The 18689-nt window shown below is 47.1% G+C and carries 19 protein-coding genes; all 19 read right to left on the bottom strand.

The genetic code is table 11. The annotated features are described in order from the left end of the window. Positions 1 to 22: 22 nt before the first annotated feature. The 19 genes from argF to flgL all read right to left on the bottom strand — a co-directional run bounded on the left by argF (position 23) and on the right by flgL (position 18684). The gene (argF, locus tag AC2TDN_RS12420) at positions 23 to 982 is read right to left on the bottom strand and encodes an ornithine carbamoyltransferase (RefSeq protein ID WP_484688194.1); all 960 of its coding nucleotides are present in this window, start codon (positions 980 to 982) and stop codon (positions 23 to 25) included. A 45-nt stretch (positions 983 to 1027) separates the two neighbouring features. After that, the gene (argD, locus tag AC2TDN_RS12415; protein WP_484688193.1) at positions 1028 to 2230 is read right to left on the bottom strand and encodes an acetylornithine transaminase; all 1203 of its coding nucleotides are present in this window, start codon (positions 2228 to 2230) and stop codon (positions 1028 to 1030) included. Positions 2231 to 2236: 6 nt separating this feature from the next. Continuing rightward, positions 2237 to 3022 (bottom strand): acetylglutamate kinase, encoded by a 786-nt coding sequence (gene argB / locus AC2TDN_RS12410; RefSeq protein WP_482068256.1) that lies wholly within the window; start codon positions 3020 to 3022, stop codon positions 2237 to 2239. Positions 3023 to 3073: 51 nt separating this feature from the next. Continuing rightward, positions 3074 to 4315 (bottom strand): bifunctional ornithine acetyltransferase/N-acetylglutamate synthase, encoded by a 1242-nt coding sequence (gene argJ / locus AC2TDN_RS12405; protein ID WP_482068235.1) that lies wholly within the window; start codon positions 4313 to 4315, stop codon positions 3074 to 3076. A gap of 66 nt (positions 4316 to 4381) precedes the next feature. Next, a complete protein-coding gene (gene argC / locus AC2TDN_RS12400) occupies positions 4382 to 5431 on the bottom strand; it encodes an N-acetyl-gamma-glutamyl-phosphate reductase (protein WP_484688192.1) in 1050 nt (349 codons plus the stop codon). Between the two features lie 351 nt (positions 5432 to 5782). Further along, a complete protein-coding gene (locus AC2TDN_RS12395) occupies positions 5783 to 6682 on the bottom strand; it encodes a YitT family protein (RefSeq protein WP_482068233.1) in 900 nt (299 codons plus the stop codon). A gap of 87 nt (positions 6683 to 6769) precedes the next feature. Then, positions 6770 to 7877 (bottom strand): peptide chain release factor 2 gene (prfB, locus tag AC2TDN_RS12390; protein ID WP_482068232.1). Its coding sequence is split into 2 segments (ribosomal slippage): positions 6770 to 7804 and positions 7806 to 7877, totalling 1107 coding nucleotides; the frame shifts between segments, so codons are not numbered across the junction. A gap of 68 nt (positions 7878 to 7945) precedes the next feature. Continuing rightward, positions 7946 to 10453 (bottom strand): preprotein translocase subunit SecA, encoded by a 2508-nt coding sequence (secA, locus tag AC2TDN_RS12385; protein ID WP_484688191.1) that lies wholly within the window; start codon positions 10451 to 10453, stop codon positions 7946 to 7948. A gap of 139 nt (positions 10454 to 10592) precedes the next feature. Beyond that, the gene (gene hpf, locus AC2TDN_RS12380; RefSeq protein WP_482068230.1) at positions 10593 to 11138 is read right to left on the bottom strand and encodes a ribosome hibernation-promoting factor, HPF/YfiA family; all 546 of its coding nucleotides are present in this window, start codon (positions 11136 to 11138) and stop codon (positions 10593 to 10595) included. Between the two features lie 207 nt (positions 11139 to 11345). Continuing rightward, the gene (locus AC2TDN_RS12375; RefSeq protein WP_028608231.1) at positions 11346 to 11543 is read right to left on the bottom strand and encodes a cold-shock protein; all 198 of its coding nucleotides are present in this window, start codon (positions 11541 to 11543) and stop codon (positions 11346 to 11348) included. 184 nt (positions 11544 to 11727) lie between these two features. Then, positions 11728 to 12066 (bottom strand): flagellar protein FliT, encoded by a 339-nt coding sequence (fliT, locus tag AC2TDN_RS12370; protein ID WP_482068229.1) that lies wholly within the window; start codon positions 12064 to 12066, stop codon positions 11728 to 11730. Beyond that, a complete protein-coding gene (fliS, locus tag AC2TDN_RS12365; protein ID WP_482068228.1) occupies positions 12026 to 12451 on the bottom strand; it encodes a flagellar export chaperone FliS in 426 nt (141 codons plus the stop codon). The genes fliT and fliS overlap by 41 nt, the downstream gene beginning before the upstream one ends. Before the next feature lie 11 nt (positions 12452 to 12462). Beyond that, positions 12463 to 14259, bottom strand: coding sequence for a flagellar filament capping protein FliD (gene fliD / locus AC2TDN_RS12360; protein ID WP_484688190.1), 1797 nt, complete (start codon positions 14257 to 14259; stop codon positions 12463 to 12465). A gap of 28 nt (positions 14260 to 14287) precedes the next feature. Beyond that, entirely contained in the window at positions 14288 to 14707 is a 420-nt protein-coding gene (locus tag AC2TDN_RS12355) for a flagellar protein FlaG (protein ID WP_482068226.1), read from the bottom strand. Between the two features lie 117 nt (positions 14708 to 14824). After that, positions 14825 to 15958, bottom strand: a complete 1134-nt coding sequence (locus AC2TDN_RS12350; RefSeq protein WP_482068225.1) for a flagellin N-terminal helical domain-containing protein — start codon at positions 15956 to 15958, stop codon at positions 14825 to 14827. A 447-nt stretch (positions 15959 to 16405) separates the two neighbouring features. After that, positions 16406 to 16630, bottom strand: coding sequence for a carbon storage regulator CsrA (csrA, locus tag AC2TDN_RS12345; protein ID WP_482068224.1), 225 nt, complete (start codon positions 16628 to 16630; stop codon positions 16406 to 16408). 12 nt (positions 16631 to 16642) lie between these two features. Next, positions 16643 to 17035, bottom strand: a complete 393-nt coding sequence (gene fliW, locus AC2TDN_RS12340) for a flagellar assembly protein FliW (protein ID WP_484688189.1) — start codon at positions 17033 to 17035, stop codon at positions 16643 to 16645. 111 nt (positions 17036 to 17146) lie between these two features. Next, positions 17147 to 17713, bottom strand: coding sequence for a DUF6470 family protein (locus tag AC2TDN_RS12335; protein ID WP_482068222.1), 567 nt, complete (start codon positions 17711 to 17713; stop codon positions 17147 to 17149). Positions 17714 to 17724: 11 nt separating this feature from the next. Further along, entirely contained in the window at positions 17725 to 18684 is a 960-nt protein-coding gene (gene flgL, locus AC2TDN_RS12330) for a flagellar hook-associated protein FlgL (RefSeq protein ID WP_482068221.1), read from the bottom strand. Positions 18685 to 18689 lie beyond the last annotated feature (5 nt).

The raw sequence follows: 18689 nt of genomic DNA, 5'->3' as shown, positions 1-18689 counted from the left end.
TCATATTGTTGGAGCGATCAAGCTAGGACATAATAGCTGCCATAATCGCTTTTTGCGCATGAAGACGGTTTTCAGCCTGGTCGAAAATAATCGATTGGCCGCCGTCGATAACTCCCTCGCTCACTTCTTCGCCGCGATGCGCCGGCAAGCAGTGCATGAAGAGATGATCCTTCTTCGCGTAGCTCACCAAAGCCTCGTTTACCTGGTAAGCGGCAAAAGCAACCTCGCGATCCTTCTGCTCCGCTTCCTGCCCCATGCTCGCCCACACGTCCGTGTATATGATATCGGCATCGGCAATCGCTTCCTTCGGATCGCGGCAAATATGAATTTGCGAGCCTGTCTCAGCAGCATGATCCTTCGTTTGCTTGATAATATCCGCATCCGGCTCGTAGCCCTCAGGCGTTGCCACGGACATATGCAGACCAAGCTTAGCCGCGCCCATAAGCAGGGAATGCGTCATATTGTTGCCGTCGCCGATATAGGCAATTTTCAACCCTTCCAAGCGGCCCTTGTGCTCAAGAATCGTTTGATAATCCGCTAGCGCTTGGCAAGGATGCGACAAATCCGTCAATCCGTTGATGACCGGAATCGTAGCTCCGCGAGCCAGTTCAACCACTTTGCGGTGAGCGAATGTGCGAATCATAATACCGTCCAGATAGCGGGACAGCGTCTGAGCTGTATCCCAGATCGTCTCGCCGCGGCCAATTTGCAGGTCGTTTCCGCTGAGGAAAAGTCCTTGCCCGCCAAGCTGATACATCCCAACTTCAAACGAAACACGCGTGCGTGTAGAGGATTTTTCGAAAATCATGCCAAGCGTCTTTCCTTTTAGCACATGGTGCGTTTCGCCTGCTTTTTGCTTTTGTTTAAGATCAATTGCGAGGTCGATCAAGTAGCGGATTTCCTCCGGCTTGAAATCAACCAGCATTAGAAAGTCGCGCCCCTTCAAGCTTTGCGCCAATTCCTCATTTACAGTTCCTTGCATGGTGAAGCCCTCCTTCAGGTTAAGCAATTTGCTTTTCTTATGTTGTTAAACGATAGGCCGCTTCGCTTCCAGCAAATCTGCTAAGATGGCTACAGCCGTATCGATTTCTTCATCCGTGACGAGTAAATTAGGCAATAGGCGAATAACGTTCGGACCTGCCGAGATCGCAATCAATCCGCGCTCCTGCGCCTGGTTCAAAATATCCGCAATCGGCTCCGCGCATACAATACCTACGAGCAGGCCAAGACCGCGCACCTCATGGACAAAAGCATTGCCAGCCAGCTTCTCGCGAAGCTGCGCCATCAAATACTCGCCCTTTTGCGCCGCGCGCTCAGACAAACCTTCCCCTACGATCGTCTCAAGCGTCGCTTTGACGACTGCTGTCGCAATCGGCGTTCCGCCGAACGTCGAGCCATGGCTGCCTGCCGTGAAGCCTTCGCGCAGCTTTTCCTTCGCCGCCATCGCCCCGACCGGGAACCCGCTGCCGAGACCTTTTGCCATCGTGAAAATATCCGGCTCAATGCCGTAATGCTCATAAGCGAACAGCTTGCCCGTACGGCCCATGCCCGTTTGAATCTCATCCACAATAAGCAGGATGCCTTGCTTCCCGCATAATGCGACAAGCTCTTTCATGTAGGCAGGGTCAACCGGATGAATGCCGCCTTCCGCCTGCACCATCTCCAGCATAATTGCTGCAGTCTGGTCCGAAACCGCCGCCTCAAGCGCAGCGAGATCGTTTAATGGTATCGTTTTGAACCCTTCAGGCAGCGGCGCAAAACCTTCCTTCACCTTCGCTTGGCCCGTCGCCGTAAGCGTCGCAAGCGTGCGTCCATGGAATGATTGCTCGAATGTAACAATTTCAAAACGGCCGTTGTTCAGCACCTTCTGATTATAACGGCGTGCCAGCTTAATAGCCGCTTCGTTCGCCTCGGCGCCTGAGTTGCAGAAGAACACAGCATCCGCGCAGCTATTATCCGTGATGAGCTTGCCTGCTTCCGCCTGGTTTGGAATATGGAACAGGTTCGATACATGCCACAGCTCATCCAACTGCTTGATTAGCGCTGCTTTGATCTGTTTTGGTGCATGACCGAGATTCGTAACGGCAATGCCGCTCATAAAATCAAGGTATTTATTTCCTTTGTCATCCCATAGCCAGCTGCCTTCGCCCTTTACCAAAGCCATCGGATATCTTGCATAGGTTGGAAACAACGACTGGTCAACAGCTGCTGCTGTATTTGTCTCGCTCATCTTTCCTTACACCCGCCCTTCATTCGTCTGAACAATACGCGTGCCTACTCCGCCTTCTCGGACAGCTCTCGTCAGCACGCCTGGCTCCTCGCCGCTTACGATAACAACCTCGCGCACGCGGCCTTGAATACACTGAATAGCTGCACGCACTTTTGGAATCATGCCGCCGTAAATTTCACCGCTTGCTATCATCTCTTCGATCTCGGCTACGGTTACGACCGGAAGCACCTGCTTCTGTCCATCCACCGTTTTCAAAATGCCCGGCACGTCCGTGACGACGATCATTTGCTCTACGCCAAGGTGTGACGCAACCGCGCCTGCTGCCGTATCCGCATTTATGTTGTAGCGCTGGCCTGCACCATCAATCCCGATTGGAGCAATGACTGGAATGTAGCCCATGCCCATCACGCCTTCGATAACCTTTGCATTCACATCGATGACATCGCCTACAAAGCCGATCTCCGCCGCGTTCGCAACAGGCTGAGCCTGTATGAGCATGCCGTCTACACCGGATAGACCAAGCGCCTTCGCGCCGTTGATCTGAATTTTACGAACGATTTCTTTATTGATCCGGCCCGCAAGCACCATCTCAACAACATCAAGCACCGCTTCACTCGTTACGCGCAGGCCATTTACGAAACCTGTCTCGATGCCAAGCTTGCCGAGCGTATCCGATATGGCAGGACCGCCGCCATGCACGATAACCGGGAGGACGCCCGCTTGCTGCAGCTCGCGCAGCTCTTCAAAAAAACGGCTCGGAAGCGCCGCCAGCGTGCTGCCTCCGCATTTCATTACAAATCGTTGCTCCGTCACTGTACCATACCCTCCAAGCGTGTACTTTCCTTACGTCCGATACGCCGCATTGATGCGGACATAATCATAGGTTAGATCACAGCCCCATGCCGTCGCTGTTCCTTCGCCATTATGTAGATCAACACGAATCACTACCGTATCGCCCTTCAAATATTCCAAGGCAACCTCTTCGTCGAACACGACTGGACGAGATTGCTCCAATGTCAAAATATCGCCTAGACGGATATCAACCGTTTCAGGGTTAACCGGCTGGCCTGCACGGCCCACCGCCGCAATAATGCGGCCCCAGTTCGCATCCGCTCCGAACACGGCCGATTTCACGAGCGACGATCCGATAACCGTCTTCGCAATCGCTTGTGCTGAATCGTCGCTTACCGCTCCGTTCACCTGTACCTCAACAAGCTTCGTCGCGCCTTCGCCATCACGGGCAATTGCCTTCGCCAGCACCTCGCATACATGACGTATCGCTGCCGCGAATGCTGCCCAGCCCTCATGCGCTTCTGTCAGCTCGGTATTGCCAGCAAGGCCGCTCGCCATCGCTACAAGCATGTCATTCGTACTCGTATCGCCGTCAACCGTAATCATATTGAACGTCAAATCCGTCGATTGGCGCAGCAATTGCTGAAGCGCCTCGCTGCCGATTGCCGCATCCGTCGTAACGAATCCGAGCATCGTGGCCATATTCGGATGAATCATGCCGGAACCCTTTGCCGCACCTGCCACATACACGGTTTTGCCATCCAGCGCAAGCTCAACGCATACCATCTTTTGCACCAAATCCGTCGTCAGGATCGCTTGGCAGAAGTCGTCCGCGCCTGCGCGATTGCCGGCAAGCTTAGCCGGAAGGCCGTCGATGCCCGTACGTACTTTGTCCATTTTGAGCAGCTCGCCGATAACGCCAGTTGATGCAACCGCTACTTGATTCGCAGCTACGCCGATCGACTCCGCAAATCTAGCGCTCATTTCATATGCGTCTGCTTCGCCTTGCTTGCCTGTACAGGCATTCGCGTTGCCGCTGTTTACCAGCACTGCGCGCAGCAAGCCGTCCGATCCGATGCTCTCGCGCGTTACTTGCAGAGGCGCAGCCTGAAATACATTAGTCGTATACACACCTGCTGCAACTGCTGGAACTTCACATACGATTGCGCCTAGATCGTGACGTGTCGTTTTTTTGAGACCGCAGTGCAATCCACCTGCTTTAAAGCCTTGGGGCGTTGTTATCGAGCCGTCCGCGACGACCGAGAACAAGGCTGCTGTATGATCCTGTCCCATCGTAAAATCGTATCTCCTTCACCTGTATGAGTATGAATAATCATTTCAAAAGATATATTTCGTTATTTACGGGTAAACGGGAACGAATTGCAGACCAAACGTCTCATCCCAGCCCATCATAAGGTTCAAGTTTTGAATCGCTTGCCCCGCCGCGCCTTTAACCAGATTGTCGATAACCGATACAATCGTTACACGGCCCGTGCGCTCATCAACCGCAAAGCCGATATCGCAGTAGTTGGAGCCCCATACTTCCTTCGTAGACGGCCATTGTCCTTCCGAGCGAATACGTACAAACTTGCGGCCTTCATAATAGGAGCGATATAGATCGATGAAATCGTTTGTGCTCCGCTCGCCTTGAACGGTCGCGTACATGGTCGACATAATGCCCCGCGTCATCGGTACAAGATGAGTCGTAAACGTCGTCACGACAGGCTTGCCTACCGCAGCAGACAGCACCATTTCGATTTCTGGAATATGCTGATGCTGATTCAGCTTATAAGCTCTCAAGTTTTCATTAAGCTCAGAATAATGAGTGCCCAGCGATGCGCCGCGTCCTGCACCGGAGACGCCCGATTTCGCATCGATAATAATGGTCGCCGGATCGATCCAGCCCTCTTTTACCGCCGGAACAAGTCCAAGCAGCGTCGCAGTCGGGTAGCAGCCTGGATTCGAAACAAGTGGAGCATCCAGCACCTGATCCCCATATATTTCCGCCAGTCCAAACACCGCTTGCTTCAAATAGGTCTCATCCGCAGCCGGCTTCTTATACCACTGCTCGTAAAGCGCTGGCGATTTCAAACGGAAATCTCCGGACAAATCGATGATTTTCAAGCCCGCCTCAAGCAAGGACGGAACCAGCTTTGCAGCCACTCCAGCAGGGGTAGCAAGAAATACAACATCTGCCTTCGCTTTAATCGCAGCTGGATCGACATCATCGAGCAGCTCCTCGCGAATGCCCGTCAAATGCGGATAACCTTCTGTAATCGGCGTACCTGCGCTGGATGACGAGATGACCGATGTCACCTCTGCCAGCGGATGGGATGCAAGCAGTCGAATGAGCTCTACACCGCCGTAGCCGGTTGAACCGATAATCGCTATTTTCACCTTTGTGCTCATATTAATCTCTCCCCGAAACTAGATGCTGCGCACGGTTTTCGCCTTGCTCGGACATGCATGCTGCAGCTTTATCTATTGTTCTTTCCGCATGCGGAAAGGTTGTCTTCTTCCTCAACTAATAATTGTACAACATTCGGCAGTTGATGGAAATACGCACATTGTTTCGTATTATTATACATTCGAATTCATAATAATACAACGAACAATTAAAGCGATTATATGAACAAAAATGCCCAACTCCAAGAGGCGGAATGCTGTACAACTTAACGCGCTTTATGTAAAAAAATAAGAGTTATGAACTTGCTGCATCAGCTGTTCATAGACTCTTATGCGGTGATGGAGCATCATCCATCAGCTCTCCAGCTTAAACCCCTGCCCCAGCACCTCTGCTGTATTGCTAATGATAACAAAAGCGCCGGGATCAATCGCCCGTACGAGCTGCTTCAGCTTCGACACCTCATTCTGCCCAACGACGACCATAAGCACCGTACGCCCTGCTCCCGTATAGCCGCCGTGGCCATCGAGCCGTGTCAAGCCCCGATCCAAATCATTTAATATCGATTCAGCGACAGCCTCAGATTGATCGCTTATAATAAAGGCCACTTTAGATAGCTGAAGACCGCTTTGCACAAAATCAATCGTCTTGCTCGTTGCAAACAACCCAATCAGCGCGTACAGCGCTACCTCGGGGGAAATAATGATACCCGCTGCCGCGATGACACATCCGTCAAAGCAGACAATAGCAATGCTTAGCGGAAGTCCGGTATAGCGATGCAAAATTTGAGCTGCCAAATCAAGCCCCCCGGTAGACGCTCCTCCTCGGAACACAAGGCCGAGGCCAAGCCCGACTCCAATACCGCCGTAAATAGCCGCCAGAAGCGGATTATCAGTTGGCGAGGGCCAACCGTCCGTTAAAAGTACAAACAGCGGCAGTATGACCGAGCCCAGCGCTGTTTTTACCGCAAACTTTTTACCGAGCAGCCATAAGCCAGCGATAAACAACGGAATATTGATTGCCCATTGCGTTAGCGCCGGCGTAATGCCTGTCATTCTTTGTACGAGAATAGACACACCGGATATTCCGCCTGAAGCAATTCCATTTGGCACCATGAACATATTGAAGCTTATCGCCACAATAACAGAGCCGATCAGAAGCTGGACAATGCTCCAGACCGACTGTGCCCGTGGATTTAAGGCTCGTCCTCCTCTTCTCCGTTTCACCGTGCCCTCACTGACCGCGCCTTCACTCATGCCTTCAATCTCCTTGCAAGCTGATTTTTCGCAAAAAGAAGAGCTCCACACTTTAGCCGTGTTGGAACTCTTCCCTATTTCTATTTATTAATCATGACGAATCTGGTGACGCAAATACCCGTCGATAAAAGCGTCGATATCGCCATCCATAACCGCGCCGACATTTCCGGTCTCCACCGATGTACGGTGATCCTTCACCATGCTGTAAGGATGGAATACGTAGGAGCGAATCTGGCTGCCCCAAGCAATCTCGGATTGCTCGCCGCGAATTTCCGCCAAATGCTTGATCTGCTCCTCGATCTTCCGCTCATACAGCTTTGAACGAAGCATCTTCATTGCCTTCTCCCGGTTCTGGATTTGCGAACGCTCCTGCTGGCAGGCGACTACAATCCCTGATGGAATATGCGTAATACGGATAGCTGATTCCGTCTTGTTGACGTGCTGACCACCCGCTCCGCTAGCCCGGTACGTATCCACTTTCAAATCCTCAGAGCGAATCTCAATCTCGATGCTATCGTCGATTTCCGGAACAACGTCACAGGAAGCAAACGACGTATGGCGACGGCCCGCCGAATCGAACGGTGAAATACGAACGAGCCGGTGCACGCCCTTCTCCGCTTTCAAATAGCCGTAAGCATTAAAGCCTTTGACCAAAATCGTCACGCTCTTAATGCCCGCCTCATCGCCAGGCAAGTAATCCAGCAGCTCCACCTTGAAGCCGCTCTTCTCTGCCCAGCGCGTATACATCCTGTACAGCATGAGGCCCCAGTCCTGCGACTCGGTGCCGCCGGCGCCGGGATGCAGCTCGAGAATGGCGTTCAGCTTATCGTAAGGCTGATTTAGGAGCAGTTGCAGCTCAAAATCGCTCACTTTCCGCATCAGCTTCTCTACGCCGCTCACGACATCCGCTGCAAGCGACTCGTCGCTCTCGTCTTCCGCCAGCTCCAGCATCATCTGCAGCTCTTCCTGCTCGTTGTTCAGTCCATCGTAATGATCGACGACCGACTTCACCGCATTGAGCTCGGAAATGACGCTTTGCGCTTTTTCATTGTCATCCCAAAAATCAGGCAGCGTCATCTTCTCTTCGAAATTCGCAATGATCTCCTGCTTAAGATCTAAGTCAAAGAGACCCCCTGAGCTCTTGGAGCCGCTTGGCCATTTCACGCAGGTCTTGTTTAACCGTAATGTCTATCATAGCTTCAGCTTCACCTCAAAATATTACTTCAATGCCTTACCGTATGCTGCGTCGATTAACGCCGTTCCTTACTTGCCGTGGCATTGCTTATACTTTTTGCCGCTGCCGCAAGGACATGCATCGTTGCGGCCAACACGCTCCTCGCGCTTAGCTGGACGCTTCTCAACCGCTTCTCCGCCGCCGCTTGTTGTGGTCGTTTGGCCTTGAGCTACCTCTTGACGCTCCAGGTTGCTCTCCACACGCGCCTTCATAATATATTTTGCAACTTCCTCTTGAATGCTCTCGATCATTTCCTTGAACATCTCGAAGCCTTCAAATTGATATTCGCGAAGCGGGTCTGTACCGCCGTATGCGCGCAAATGGATACCTTGTCGAAGCTGATCCATCGCATCGATGTGGTCCATCCACTTGCTGTCTACCGCACGAAGCACTACAACCTTCTCGAACTCGCGCATCGTATCCGCACCAAGCTCTTCCTCGCGCTCATCGTAAGAAGCAACGACCTCATTATAAATATAGTCGATGATCTCTTCCTTCTCTTTGCCCCAAATTTCTTCTTTGGACAAGGAGCCTTCTTGCAGGAAGTTTGCTTGCGCGTAATCAACGACTGCTTGAAGATCCCACTCTTCCGGAATATCCTCCGAGCAATGCGCTTCAACGATACGCTCAATAACCGGCTTGATCATATCCATAACTTCCTGGCGAATATTCTCAGAGCCCAAAATATCGCGGCGCTGCTTATAAATGACTTCACGCTGCTGGTTCATTACGTCATCATATTGCAAAACGACTTTCCGAATGTCGAAGTTGTTGCCCTCAACACGCTTCTGAGCCGATTCAATCGCTCTTGAAATCATCCGACTCTCGATCGGCTGATCCTCGTCTAGTCCTAGCTTATCCATCATGCCCATAATATTTTCAGAACCGAAGCGACGCATCAGCTCATCCTCTAGCGACAAATAAAACTGTGAGGAGCCCGGATCGCCTTGACGTCCAGCACGTCCGCGCAGCTGATTATCGATACGACGGCTTTCATGACGCTCCGTGCCAATAATATGCAGGCCGCCAAGTCCAGCAACAGAATCGCCCAGCAAAATATCGGTACCACGACCAGCCATATTCGTTGCAATCGTCACAGAGCCCGCTTGTCCAGCGCGTGAAATAATTTCCGCTTCCTCCGCATGAAACTTCGCGTTGAGTACCTTATGCGTCACGCCTCTGCGTTTAAGCATTTCCGATAGCTTCTCGGAATTCTCGATGGAAATCGTACCGACGAGCACCGGTTGGTTTTTGCTATGGCGTTCAACGATTTCTTCAACGACTGCCTTGAATTTGCCGAGCTCGGATTTGTAGACAACATCGGCAATATCCTTACGAATCATCGAGCGGTTTGTCGGCACTTGAATAACATCAAGCCCGTAAATACGCTTGAACTCTTCTTCCTCCGTCTTCGCCGTACCCGTCATACCTGCAAGCTTGCGATACATACGGAAATAGTTTTGGAACGTAATCGTCGCAAGAGTCATGCTCTCGTTCTGAACCTCAAGCTGCTCCTTCGCTTCAATTGCTTGGTGCAAGCCGTCGCTATAACGGCGTCCCGACATAAGACGACCCGTGAATTCATCGACAATTACAACCTCATCTTCCTCAACGACATAATCCACATCGCGCTTCATAATGAAGTTAGCTTTCAGCGCTTGTTGAATATGGTGGTTAAGCGTCACATTCGCATGGTCGAATAGATTCTCGATATGGAAAGCCTTCTCCGTCTTCTCTACGCCTGACTCCGTCAGCATAACGCTGCGCAGCTTAATATCAATCGTGAAATCCTCTTCAGGCTTCAAGCGGCTGATAAAGCGATCTGCTGCAAAATAAAGCTCTGTCGATTTCGCGGCTTGTCCGGAAATAATAAGCGGCGTCCGCGCTTCATCGACCAGAATCGAATCCACCTCATCAATGATTGCAAAATAAAGCGGGCGCTGCACCATTTGTTCCTTGTAAAGCACCATATTGTCACGCAAATAATCGAAGCCGAATTCATTATTTGTACCGTACGTAATATCGCAAGCGTAAGCCGCTTGCTTCTCATCATGCGACAAGCCATGCAGGTTACAGCCAACAGTCATGCCTAGGAAGCCATAAAGCTGACCCATCAGCTCGCTATCACGCTGTGCCAGGTAGTTATTGACCGTAATGACATGTACGCCTTTGCCTAGCAAAGCATTCAAATAAACCGGAAGCGTCGCAACGAGCGTCTTGCCTTCACCCGTTCTCATCTCCGCAATCTTGCCTTCATGCAGCACCATGCCGCCGAGAAGCTGTACGTCAAAATGACGCATGCCAAGCGTACGCTTGGATGCTTCCCTTACGGTTGCAAAAGCTTCAGGAAGAATTTCATCGAGCGTTGCTCCCTTTTCAATTCTCGCTCTGAATTCCTCCGTTTTCGCGCGCAGAGCTTCATCGGATAAAGCTGTAAATTTCGACTCTATTGCGTTTACTTCATCTACCGTCCGTTGGAGCCGTTTTACCTCGCGCTCGTTATGGTCACCAAATATCTTTTTCACTAGTCCGAGCATGGAATTCCCCTTTCGTAATGACGCCTCTTTGCATTAAATTGTATCAGTTTGTCGACACCGCCGCAACGAAGATGATTGGAAAAGAAAAAGCCTCTCTCCAAAAAGGAGAAAAGGCTCTTCGATCTAAGTATAATTGCTGCTAGCCCTGCTCGATCAAGCCATACTTTCCGTCGCTTCGTCTGTACACAACACTTACCTCTTTGTTGTCTACATTCGAGAATACGAAGAAGCTATGCCCGACCATATTCATTTGCAAGATCGCTTCTTCAACGTCCATCGGCTTCAGATCGAAGCGCTTGGTACGTACAAGCTCCAGATCGTCTTCTTCCTCCAGAACGCCCACTGCTGAGCCTTCTTCCCTGAATAAGGCGCGTAAGCCGCTACCTTGGCGGAACTTGCGATTAACTTTCGTTTTATGTTTACGTATTTGTCGTTCGAGTTTGTCTGCTACAACATCAATTGATGCGTACATGTCCTCGCTTTTCTCCTCGGCTCTCAGCAAAACGCCGGTGAGTGGAATAGTTACCTCAACTGCATGTTTTCCTTTGGTGACGGATAGTGTTACATTAATATCGGAGGTGATTGGTGCTTCGAAATATTTTTCCAATCGGCTGAGTTTCTTTTCGACGTAGTCTCTCAATGCGTCTGTCACTTGAAAGTGTTGACCTCGAATGTTGTATTTCATGGGGAACTCCTCCTTTACGTGGTCTTATTATAACATATGTAAGCGATCGAATCAAAATAGTTTTTGTTTTATTTAGAATTTTCAGATAATTAGTGCGATAGAACTAATAGTTTTGTCACAACAAAAAAAAGCCCCGGCTAGCCGGAGCTTTGTGTAATTTGCTTGTTTAGTGATCCAAATTATAGTTGGGCTGGATCAGCCGAATAATTACAGTTTGACTACGTTTGCAGCCTGTGGACCGCGAGCGCCTTCTACAATATCGAATTCGACGGATTGGCCTTCTTCAAGTGTTTTGAAACCTTCAGTTTGGATAGCGGAGAAATGAACAAATACGTCGCCGCCTTGCTCAGTCTCGATAAATCCATAACCTTTTTCCGCGTTAAACCATTTAACTTTACCTTGCATGTGCAAACATTCCCTTCATCTTCAAATACTGTGAGGCATCGCTTTGTATAACCCACAATTTGACTATAACACCCACTTAACGGAATTGTCAAACAATTTATTGTAAGCGAATTCATTTGAGGTTGGATGGGGGATTCCGCTTATTTACTGATGATAATTGTTAGCGTTTTCATCCCTATCGCATTTAACGCTTGGTGTCGAAAAAGAGACTATCGTCCCCATATGAGTTTGATTCATACATCGACTTGGAGCGCTTGCCTTTATTAATTTTCTCGATCTCCTGAGACGCTTGATTGCGTAGCTCCGTCATTCTGCCGGTAATGACGGTATCCATCTCTGCAATATGCAACACTTGAGGACGCATGAGAGCAGCTTCTTCAGGTGAAGGTGTTAGCTGCTGTAGCTCAGCAAAAATTGCATCCCTCTCCTGCATATAGGCTTCTACATCCTCAAGCTCACAAGTTTGAATCTGTGCAATAAGGTCAGACGACAGTAGAATGAGTTGCTTTAAGTGTGCTTCCACTAGATTGTCCCGCTAACTGATTGGTTTGTTTGGCAGCTTGAATCCATGTTTCCTTTAGATCAATAAGATGAGCTAATATTTCCTCGGCTGGTTCTATTTTTTTCTTCACATTTGCCTCAATAATGCGGGTATTGAAATATTCGTACAAGCTAAGCAAGTTGTTGGAAATAGTGGAGCTGCGATCTATTGTAATAATAAATTCATTGATGATTTCTTGAACTTTTATAAAGCTCGAGTTTGCATCTTGATAGTTTTTTTCCTTTATTGCTTCAATACCCTGACGGCAGTAGCGAATTGCACCATCATAAAGCATAACAAGCAGTTGCGCGGGTGAAGCCGTTTGGATTGTTGTTTCTAAATATTTATTGCGTTGCTGTAATTGCATGTTAAAGCCTCCTAGGAACTAGATTGCTTGGAAAGCCATGCACTCTGTGAGTTCATTTTGCTGAGATAGGTTTCCATCGCTGTGAACTGCTTATAGTAACGTTTTTCCAGATCATCTAAACGTTCAGCCAGGCTGGACAACTGCTTTTTTAAACGAATATTTTCTTTACCCATTAAATAAGTGGTTTCGACTGACTTTGTCGAGCCTGCTTTTTCTGTTATTTGATTGACGAGTGCAGAAGCTTTATCGTACAATCTGGTCGCAATACCGTCAGTTTCACTGGTTGCTCCGTTTTTGGTAAACAAAGCCATTACCTCATCCGGTTTATCTGTCAGTGCCTGTTTCAATTTTGTCTCGTCGATATACAACTTTCCTCGATCGGAGTAAGAACCCGTAATCGTAGAACTTTTAATATTAATATTCGATATACCAATTTCGCTAAGACTTTTCAATTGTCCCAATGCAAGTCCGCTAACAGAATCGGATAATGCACGGCGAAATGAAACGAGTCCACTAGTTAATATACCATCGTTCGCAAGCATGCCGTTTCTAGCATTCTCTTCCCACTTCTTAATCTCTTCCTCGTCCAGTTCTTTGCGTTCCGTCTCAGTAAGCGGTTGAAAGTCCCGATCTCGTTTTTCTATTACTTCTTTATTTACTTCATCAATAAGGGTATTATATTTTTCCACAAATGATTTAATCTTCTCAACGACAGTGTCGACATCCTGAGACACACCAATATTAACAGTAGTTCCACTTGCTTGCTTCGCGTTAAAAGTCATACCTAAAATTGAAAATGTGTTGGATTCGTATTCCGTTTCAATGCCATTAAAGAGAACCTTAGCATTTTCACCCTTCACACTCGTAATGGAATTATTAACTGTCATTGCATCGAGGCCAAGGGCATTTACTACAGCATTGCCTTGATCATCCGAGTAAAGGACTGTCTTGCTTGTATCTCTGTTATATACAGACAATTTCCCGCTGCTGTTTAAGTAGACATTAATTCCTTTGCCATTCAAATCATTATTCATTTGATCGACCAAATCTCCAACGGTCGTGGTATTCGTAACATTAAAGTCATAATCAATATTATCGTATTGAACCTTGAAAATTGCCGTACCAACCAGGGCGCCATTTACTAAATCATTTTTAGATGCAAAACTTTGAGCTCCATCCTTGGATTCTATACCGAGAATATTGTTTATACTTTCACCATTCACTAATTCCAAATTAATTTTAGAAGTCTCTCCCGTTTTCGAGGAGTTGAAAAACAGTCTATCCATTGTTGCATCATAGGAGGCTTTTATTCCTGTAGACGCGGATTCATTATTAATAGCCAAAACAAGCTGTTCAATCGTATCGGTAGTTTTTATAGCTATTGATTTCATACCCTTTTCCCCTGTGATTTTCAACTGGGTATCGGCGACTAAGCCTAAACTTCCAATCGTCTTAGCACTGCTAGAAGCGCCTGTCAAATCCCCTGAGGTTAAAGAAGCGGATTTCGCCAACTTCTCTATGTTGAGCGAATATTGTCCTTCATTTGCCGCTGCAGAACCTGTTACCGAAACGATGCTCTCTTGCGATGATGATACCTTCTTCGCTAAATAACTGGCCTCAAGCTTCATGTCAAAAGCTGTGTTGCGAAACTCCAATATTTTGTTATTCATGGTGCGGTAATCATCGCGTTTCCATTCAAGTATTTGTTTCTTTTGCGCCAGCTTATCCATAGGAATTCGCTGCGCCTTCATAAGCGATTTAATAATCTCATCCGTATCCATACCTGAAGCAAGACCACTTACACGCATGATTCACACTCCCTTCCTGAACTGGAAATTACCCTTTTTCATCAATTAATATCCCGGCCATCTCCCATAGTTTAGCAACAAAATCTAATGATTTCTCAGGCGGGATTTCACGGATGATCTCTCCTGATTCACTATCGAGAACTTTGACGGCGATCAGTTTCGTTTTCTCGTGTATCGAAAATTCTAGACTTGTCGATTTACCCTGCATTGCTTTAATAGCCCGCTCTATCGCTTTTACGATTTGTTCATCACTGACCGTATAGTTATCTCCACGCAGCTCTGCCTTCTTAAGTGCATCTACCTTCGTGAAAGTAGATATGGATTGTAGAGAATGAGGCACCGATACAGGAACAGGATCCGCGACTGGTTCAAAAGCTTTGCTTCCTGAAGCAACACGATCGACAGCTCCACTCATTCCTGGGCCTGCAGACGTTGTATTGATGTTCATCAAAAATCAACCTCCAACATGTCTTTTACTTTATATATCGGTTATTTACAACCAATTGATTAGAAAAAAAGAAAAGAGACCCTAGAAATTCCAGGGTCTCTCCTTGGTTGTTTAAGATTAACGAAGCAATTGCAGAACGCCTTGCGGCTGTTGGTTCGCTTGAGCCAGCATCGCTTGGGAAGCTTGAGCAAGGATGGAGTTTTTTGTTTGCTCCATCATTTCTTTCGCCATGTCTACATCGCGAACACGGGATTCAGCAGCAGTCAGGTTCTCAGCAGCTGTGCTGATGTTGTTGATTGTGTGGTCTAGACGGTTTTGGTATGCACCCAATTTTGAACGTTGAGCGGATACAGTATCAATAGCATTTTGGATCGTAGTCATAGCTGCAGCAGCTAGAACTGAAGTGGATACGTTAACTCCAGTAGTGTTCAAAGATGTAGCAGAGCTATCAACTTTGGAAATGGAAATACCAAGTTGTTGAGCACCTTGATCTTCAGAACCAATTTGGATTTTAACAGCAGCAGCAGCACCAGTAATTACTGTACCAGCTGCACCACCACCCGCTACGGAAGCTGCAACGCCAGCAGCCGTTTGCGAACCGTTAACAGCAACTTTGATGCCAAACTTATCAAAGTTTAGTACTCCAGCTGCACCATCTGCAACGTTAGTTACTGTTTGAGTACCTGTAGATCCAGTTGTGTCAGTCAACGTGTAGCTGCCTGCACCCGAAGTTGTAATTGTGTACGTGTTACTTCCTTTTGCACCGCTGATATCAATGGAAGTTACGCCAGCACTACCTACAGCAAGACCCGATGTTCCAAGCTGAACCCCAAAGTTACCAGACAAAAGTGTTTGTCCATTGAATTTGGTTGAAGTTGAAATACGGTCGATCTCACTGTTCAATTGTGTGATTTCATCGCCAATCGCTGTTCTATCTGTAGCGGATAAAGTTCCGTTAGCGCCTTGAGTTGCAAGTTCATTCATACGTTGCAAGATTGAATGTGTTTCATTCAATGCACCTTCAGCTGTTTGGATCAACGAGATGCCGTCTTGTGCGTTACGAGTTGCTTGCTCCAAACCGCGGATTTGTCCACGCATTTTTTCGGAGATTGCTAGTCCGGCAGCGTCATCGCCAGCACGGTTAATGCGAAGGCCTGAAGAAAGCTTCTCAATAGACTTGCTTTGGTTAGCTGTGTTAGTAGACAACTGACGGTGAGTGTTAAGTGCTGCAATATTATGATTAATACGCATTGATAATTCCTCCCTGAATTTTCGAATTTCCGCATCCTTGCGGAAGCTTACGGATGTAGGTCGGCCGCCCTATCTTCCGTGCTACTATTTATATCGGCATTTCATTCCATTTGTTTATAGTTCTTTTTAAAATTATTTTTAAATAATTAGGCTTCCTAGAAACCTTCTATGGTGATTGTATGCTTCGTACCCATAAAGAAAACAATCCTTCTACGAATTTATCTCTCAGCTATTTGCTATTTTACGAAATAAGTTCAGAACAGTATCTCTAGTAAGCAGGAAACCGAAAGAGAAGAAGGTTTTTGTCGTTATTAAGCTTTCAATCGGCAGAAGGACTATGCAGAACGAAACTTTCGCTTATGCTAAAGAGTCTCATATCCTTCTATCGTTCGTTAACGAAATTAATAATAAAAAAGAAAGCCTTAAAAGGCTTTCTCAACAATGTGATTATTTCTTAAATAATTTTGATACTTCATCAATTGCGATTGTTTTGGTCGCCGCTGCTCTGTTTTCCTCTTGAATTGCCATGTAAATTTCTTTCCGGTGTATATCCACTTCCCTCGGCGCCTTAATACCTAATTTGATTGTATCGCCTTCAACGCCGATTACGACAATCTCAACTTTTCCACCGATCATGATCGATTCGTTAACTTTTCGGGATAGAACTAACACTGCATACACTCCTTAGGCTCGAATAAGCGGGGCGCGCGAGCTGAAATGGTTCTCGTGAAGGATAAGCTGCTTCCCAATTTTTTTATTTTTGTTGAGAACAAGCGGAGCCATCAAATTAATTGTTGCTTGCAAAGGTTCTGAATGAATCGTAATAATTGACCATATCTCTATATCCGATTCTTCCTGAATGAATAGCTCTTGCTTTGAAGCTTCAGATAATTCCCACTCATATTCCGGATATATGAAGAATGGACTGACTATTACAAGTGAGACCTCTTCATCCTCAACGGATTTCATATGCTTCATCGGCAGCTCTCCTTCGATCTCAGAGAACTCGAACTGATGTAAATGCTCGAAGCCAGGTATGCCATTTTCGAAATGATACACGGTCGATTCGGTACTCAAAATAAAACCTCCTTATAATATAACCCTTTTCTCAAAAATAAAACTATAGACCACGTATACCAGATTGGTTATACAAATGGTCTATAGTCTTATCTGACTAGAATCCCTCTATTACATTAGCTCATCAATTTGAGGCGGCAGAATTTCCACCTTTGGATATTGGCTCATATAGATATCAAGCTTTCCACGTTCATAATGATGGGTAGGCCGATTTACTTCCACATTCATGTTGATTCGGCCTGGTGTTGTTTCGATTGACAACTCACCTGGTACGTAGGTGATATCAACATTATCATAAGAGGCTTCCCCGCGGAAATCAAATTCAGAGTACGTACGCTGCCAATCACCAGCCATTTCTGCAATGGGATTGCCGCCTAAATGAATGTCCGCCATACGATTTCCATTCTCGACGATTCGTGCGAGTCCGCGAAGCGCCATTTCAGAAGACATGGAATAAATTTTACTCATTGTCTTCAAATTACTCCCTAACGCGAGCGCATCCCATGCGAGATCCTGATTAATATCAAGCTGTCCTCTCGAATTGGTAATATGCTGCTCAGGCTTAATCTGTTCCATTTCCATAGCAGCTTTGGGCTGACGCTGCTCCTGTTTTCCGATATCTGCGTCTATATGTATTTTTGCGTGCTGCAGCCGAATTTGAATTTGTGGAATTTTCATTCTGCCCGCTCCTATCTCAAGAAATCAACGAGACTCGGACGAATAATTTGCGCACCTACTGACAAAGACGCTTGGTAAACATTTTCTTCCGTTTTCATGTTCGTGATGACTTTAGACATATCAGCGTCTTCTGTCTTCGATTTAACGGTTTGAAGATTAATATCGATATCCTTTAATCGGTTTTGAATGAGTTCTACACGATTCATCTTCGCACCTACTTCCGCGCGCTTCGTTAACATTGTGTTCATTCGGGTATCCACTTGCCCAATTAAATCAGATACCCCTTCTTTATCACCTGATGTTAATGTATCGTAAGCACGCCGCAAAAGCTGAAATATGTTGTCGCTTCCCGTATCGCTTTCACCGCTTATAGGACCGCCGAACACTTCATTCCCCGTAATGTTGACCGCCATACTCATCCCGGAAGACAATTCATATCTAACAGAACCAGTATCTGAGGCGACATGATATGCCTTAAGCTGTGGTGGAGTAGCTAGAGGATTAGCCGCTTCTTCTAGTGTCATCGTCGGATAAGGCTGCTTTACCGTTTTTTCGCCATTAAATATGTATTTACCGTTAAATTGGCTATTTCCAATTCCAACCAATTGGTTGTACAACTGAGAAATTTCAGTTTTTATCGCATCCAAGTTCGTTTGCTCCAAAGTTCCATTAGAACCCTGCACAAGTAACTCTTTGACACGCTGCATAACATCGCCAGCTTGGCCGATTGTTGTATCCGTATACTCCAGCATCGATATTGCTGAGCTTACGTTGTCTAAATACTGGTCATTGGAATCCAACTCACTTCGGTAACGAAGCGCAAAAGTAATGCCGACTGGATCATCTGAGGGCTTATTTATCCTCATACCTGTAGAGAGCTGGTTTTGCATATTATTCATGCGTCCCAAATTATTCGTTATATTACGCAGCATCTGCGTATTTACCATCGATTGTGTCACACGGAATGACATAACCT

Source organism: Paenibacillus sp. Y660 (assembly GCF_057221575.1).
Note: the sequence above shows the minus strand (reverse complement) of the source record. Positions and strands in the feature narration are given on the sequence as shown.

Excerpts from the sequence above, each read along its gene's own strand:
- AC2TDN_RS12335 (WP_482068222.1), bottom strand. The coding sequence starts at position 17,713 with ATGAAAATTCCACAAATTCAAATTCGGCTGCAGCACGCAAAAATACAT.
- AC2TDN_RS12395 (WP_482068233.1), bottom strand. The coding sequence starts at position 6,682 with ATGAGTGAAGGCGCGGTCAGTGAGGGCACGGTGAAACGGAGAAGAGGA.
- hpf (WP_482068230.1), bottom strand. The coding sequence starts at position 11,138 with ATGAAATACAACATTCGAGGTCAACACTTTCAAGTGACAGACGCATTG.
- argF (WP_484688194.1), bottom strand. The coding sequence starts at position 982 with ATGCAAGGAACTGTAAATGAGGAATTGGCGCAAAGCTTGAAGGGGCGC.
- argJ (WP_482068235.1), bottom strand. The coding sequence starts at position 4,315 with ATGGGACAGGATCATACAGCAGCCTTGTTCTCGGTCGTCGCGGACGGC.
- AC2TDN_RS12350 (WP_482068225.1), bottom strand. The coding sequence starts at position 15,958 with ATGCGTATTAATCATAATATTGCAGCACTTAACACTCACCGTCAGTTG.
- flgL (WP_482068221.1), bottom strand. The coding sequence starts at position 18,684 with ATGTCATTCCGTGTGACACAATCGATGGTAAATACGCAGATGCTGCGT.
- secA (WP_484688191.1), bottom strand. The coding sequence starts at position 10,453 with ATGCTCGGACTAGTGAAAAAGATATTTGGTGACCATAACGAGCGCGAG.
- fliD (WP_484688190.1), bottom strand. The coding sequence starts at position 14,259 with ATGCGTGTAAGTGGTCTTGCTTCAGGTATGGATACGGATGAGATTATT.
- fliS (WP_482068228.1), bottom strand. The coding sequence starts at position 12,451 with ATGCAATTACAGCAACGCAATAAATATTTAGAAACAACAATCCAAACG.
- AC2TDN_RS12355 (WP_482068226.1), bottom strand. The coding sequence starts at position 14,707 with ATGAACATCAATACAACGTCTGCAGGCCCAGGAATGAGTGGAGCTGTC.
- AC2TDN_RS12375 (WP_028608231.1), bottom strand. The coding sequence starts at position 11,543 with ATGCAAGGTAAAGTTAAATGGTTTAACGCGGAAAAAGGTTATGGATTT.
- argB (WP_482068256.1), bottom strand. The coding sequence starts at position 3,022 with ATGAAATGCGGAGGCAGCACGCTGGCGGCGCTTCCGAGCCGTTTTTTT.
- argC (WP_484688192.1), bottom strand. The coding sequence starts at position 5,431 with ATGAGCACAAAGGTGAAAATAGCGATTATCGGTTCAACCGGCTACGGC.
- argD (WP_484688193.1), bottom strand. The coding sequence starts at position 2,230 with ATGAGCGAGACAAATACAGCAGCAGCTGTTGACCAGTCGTTGTTTCCA.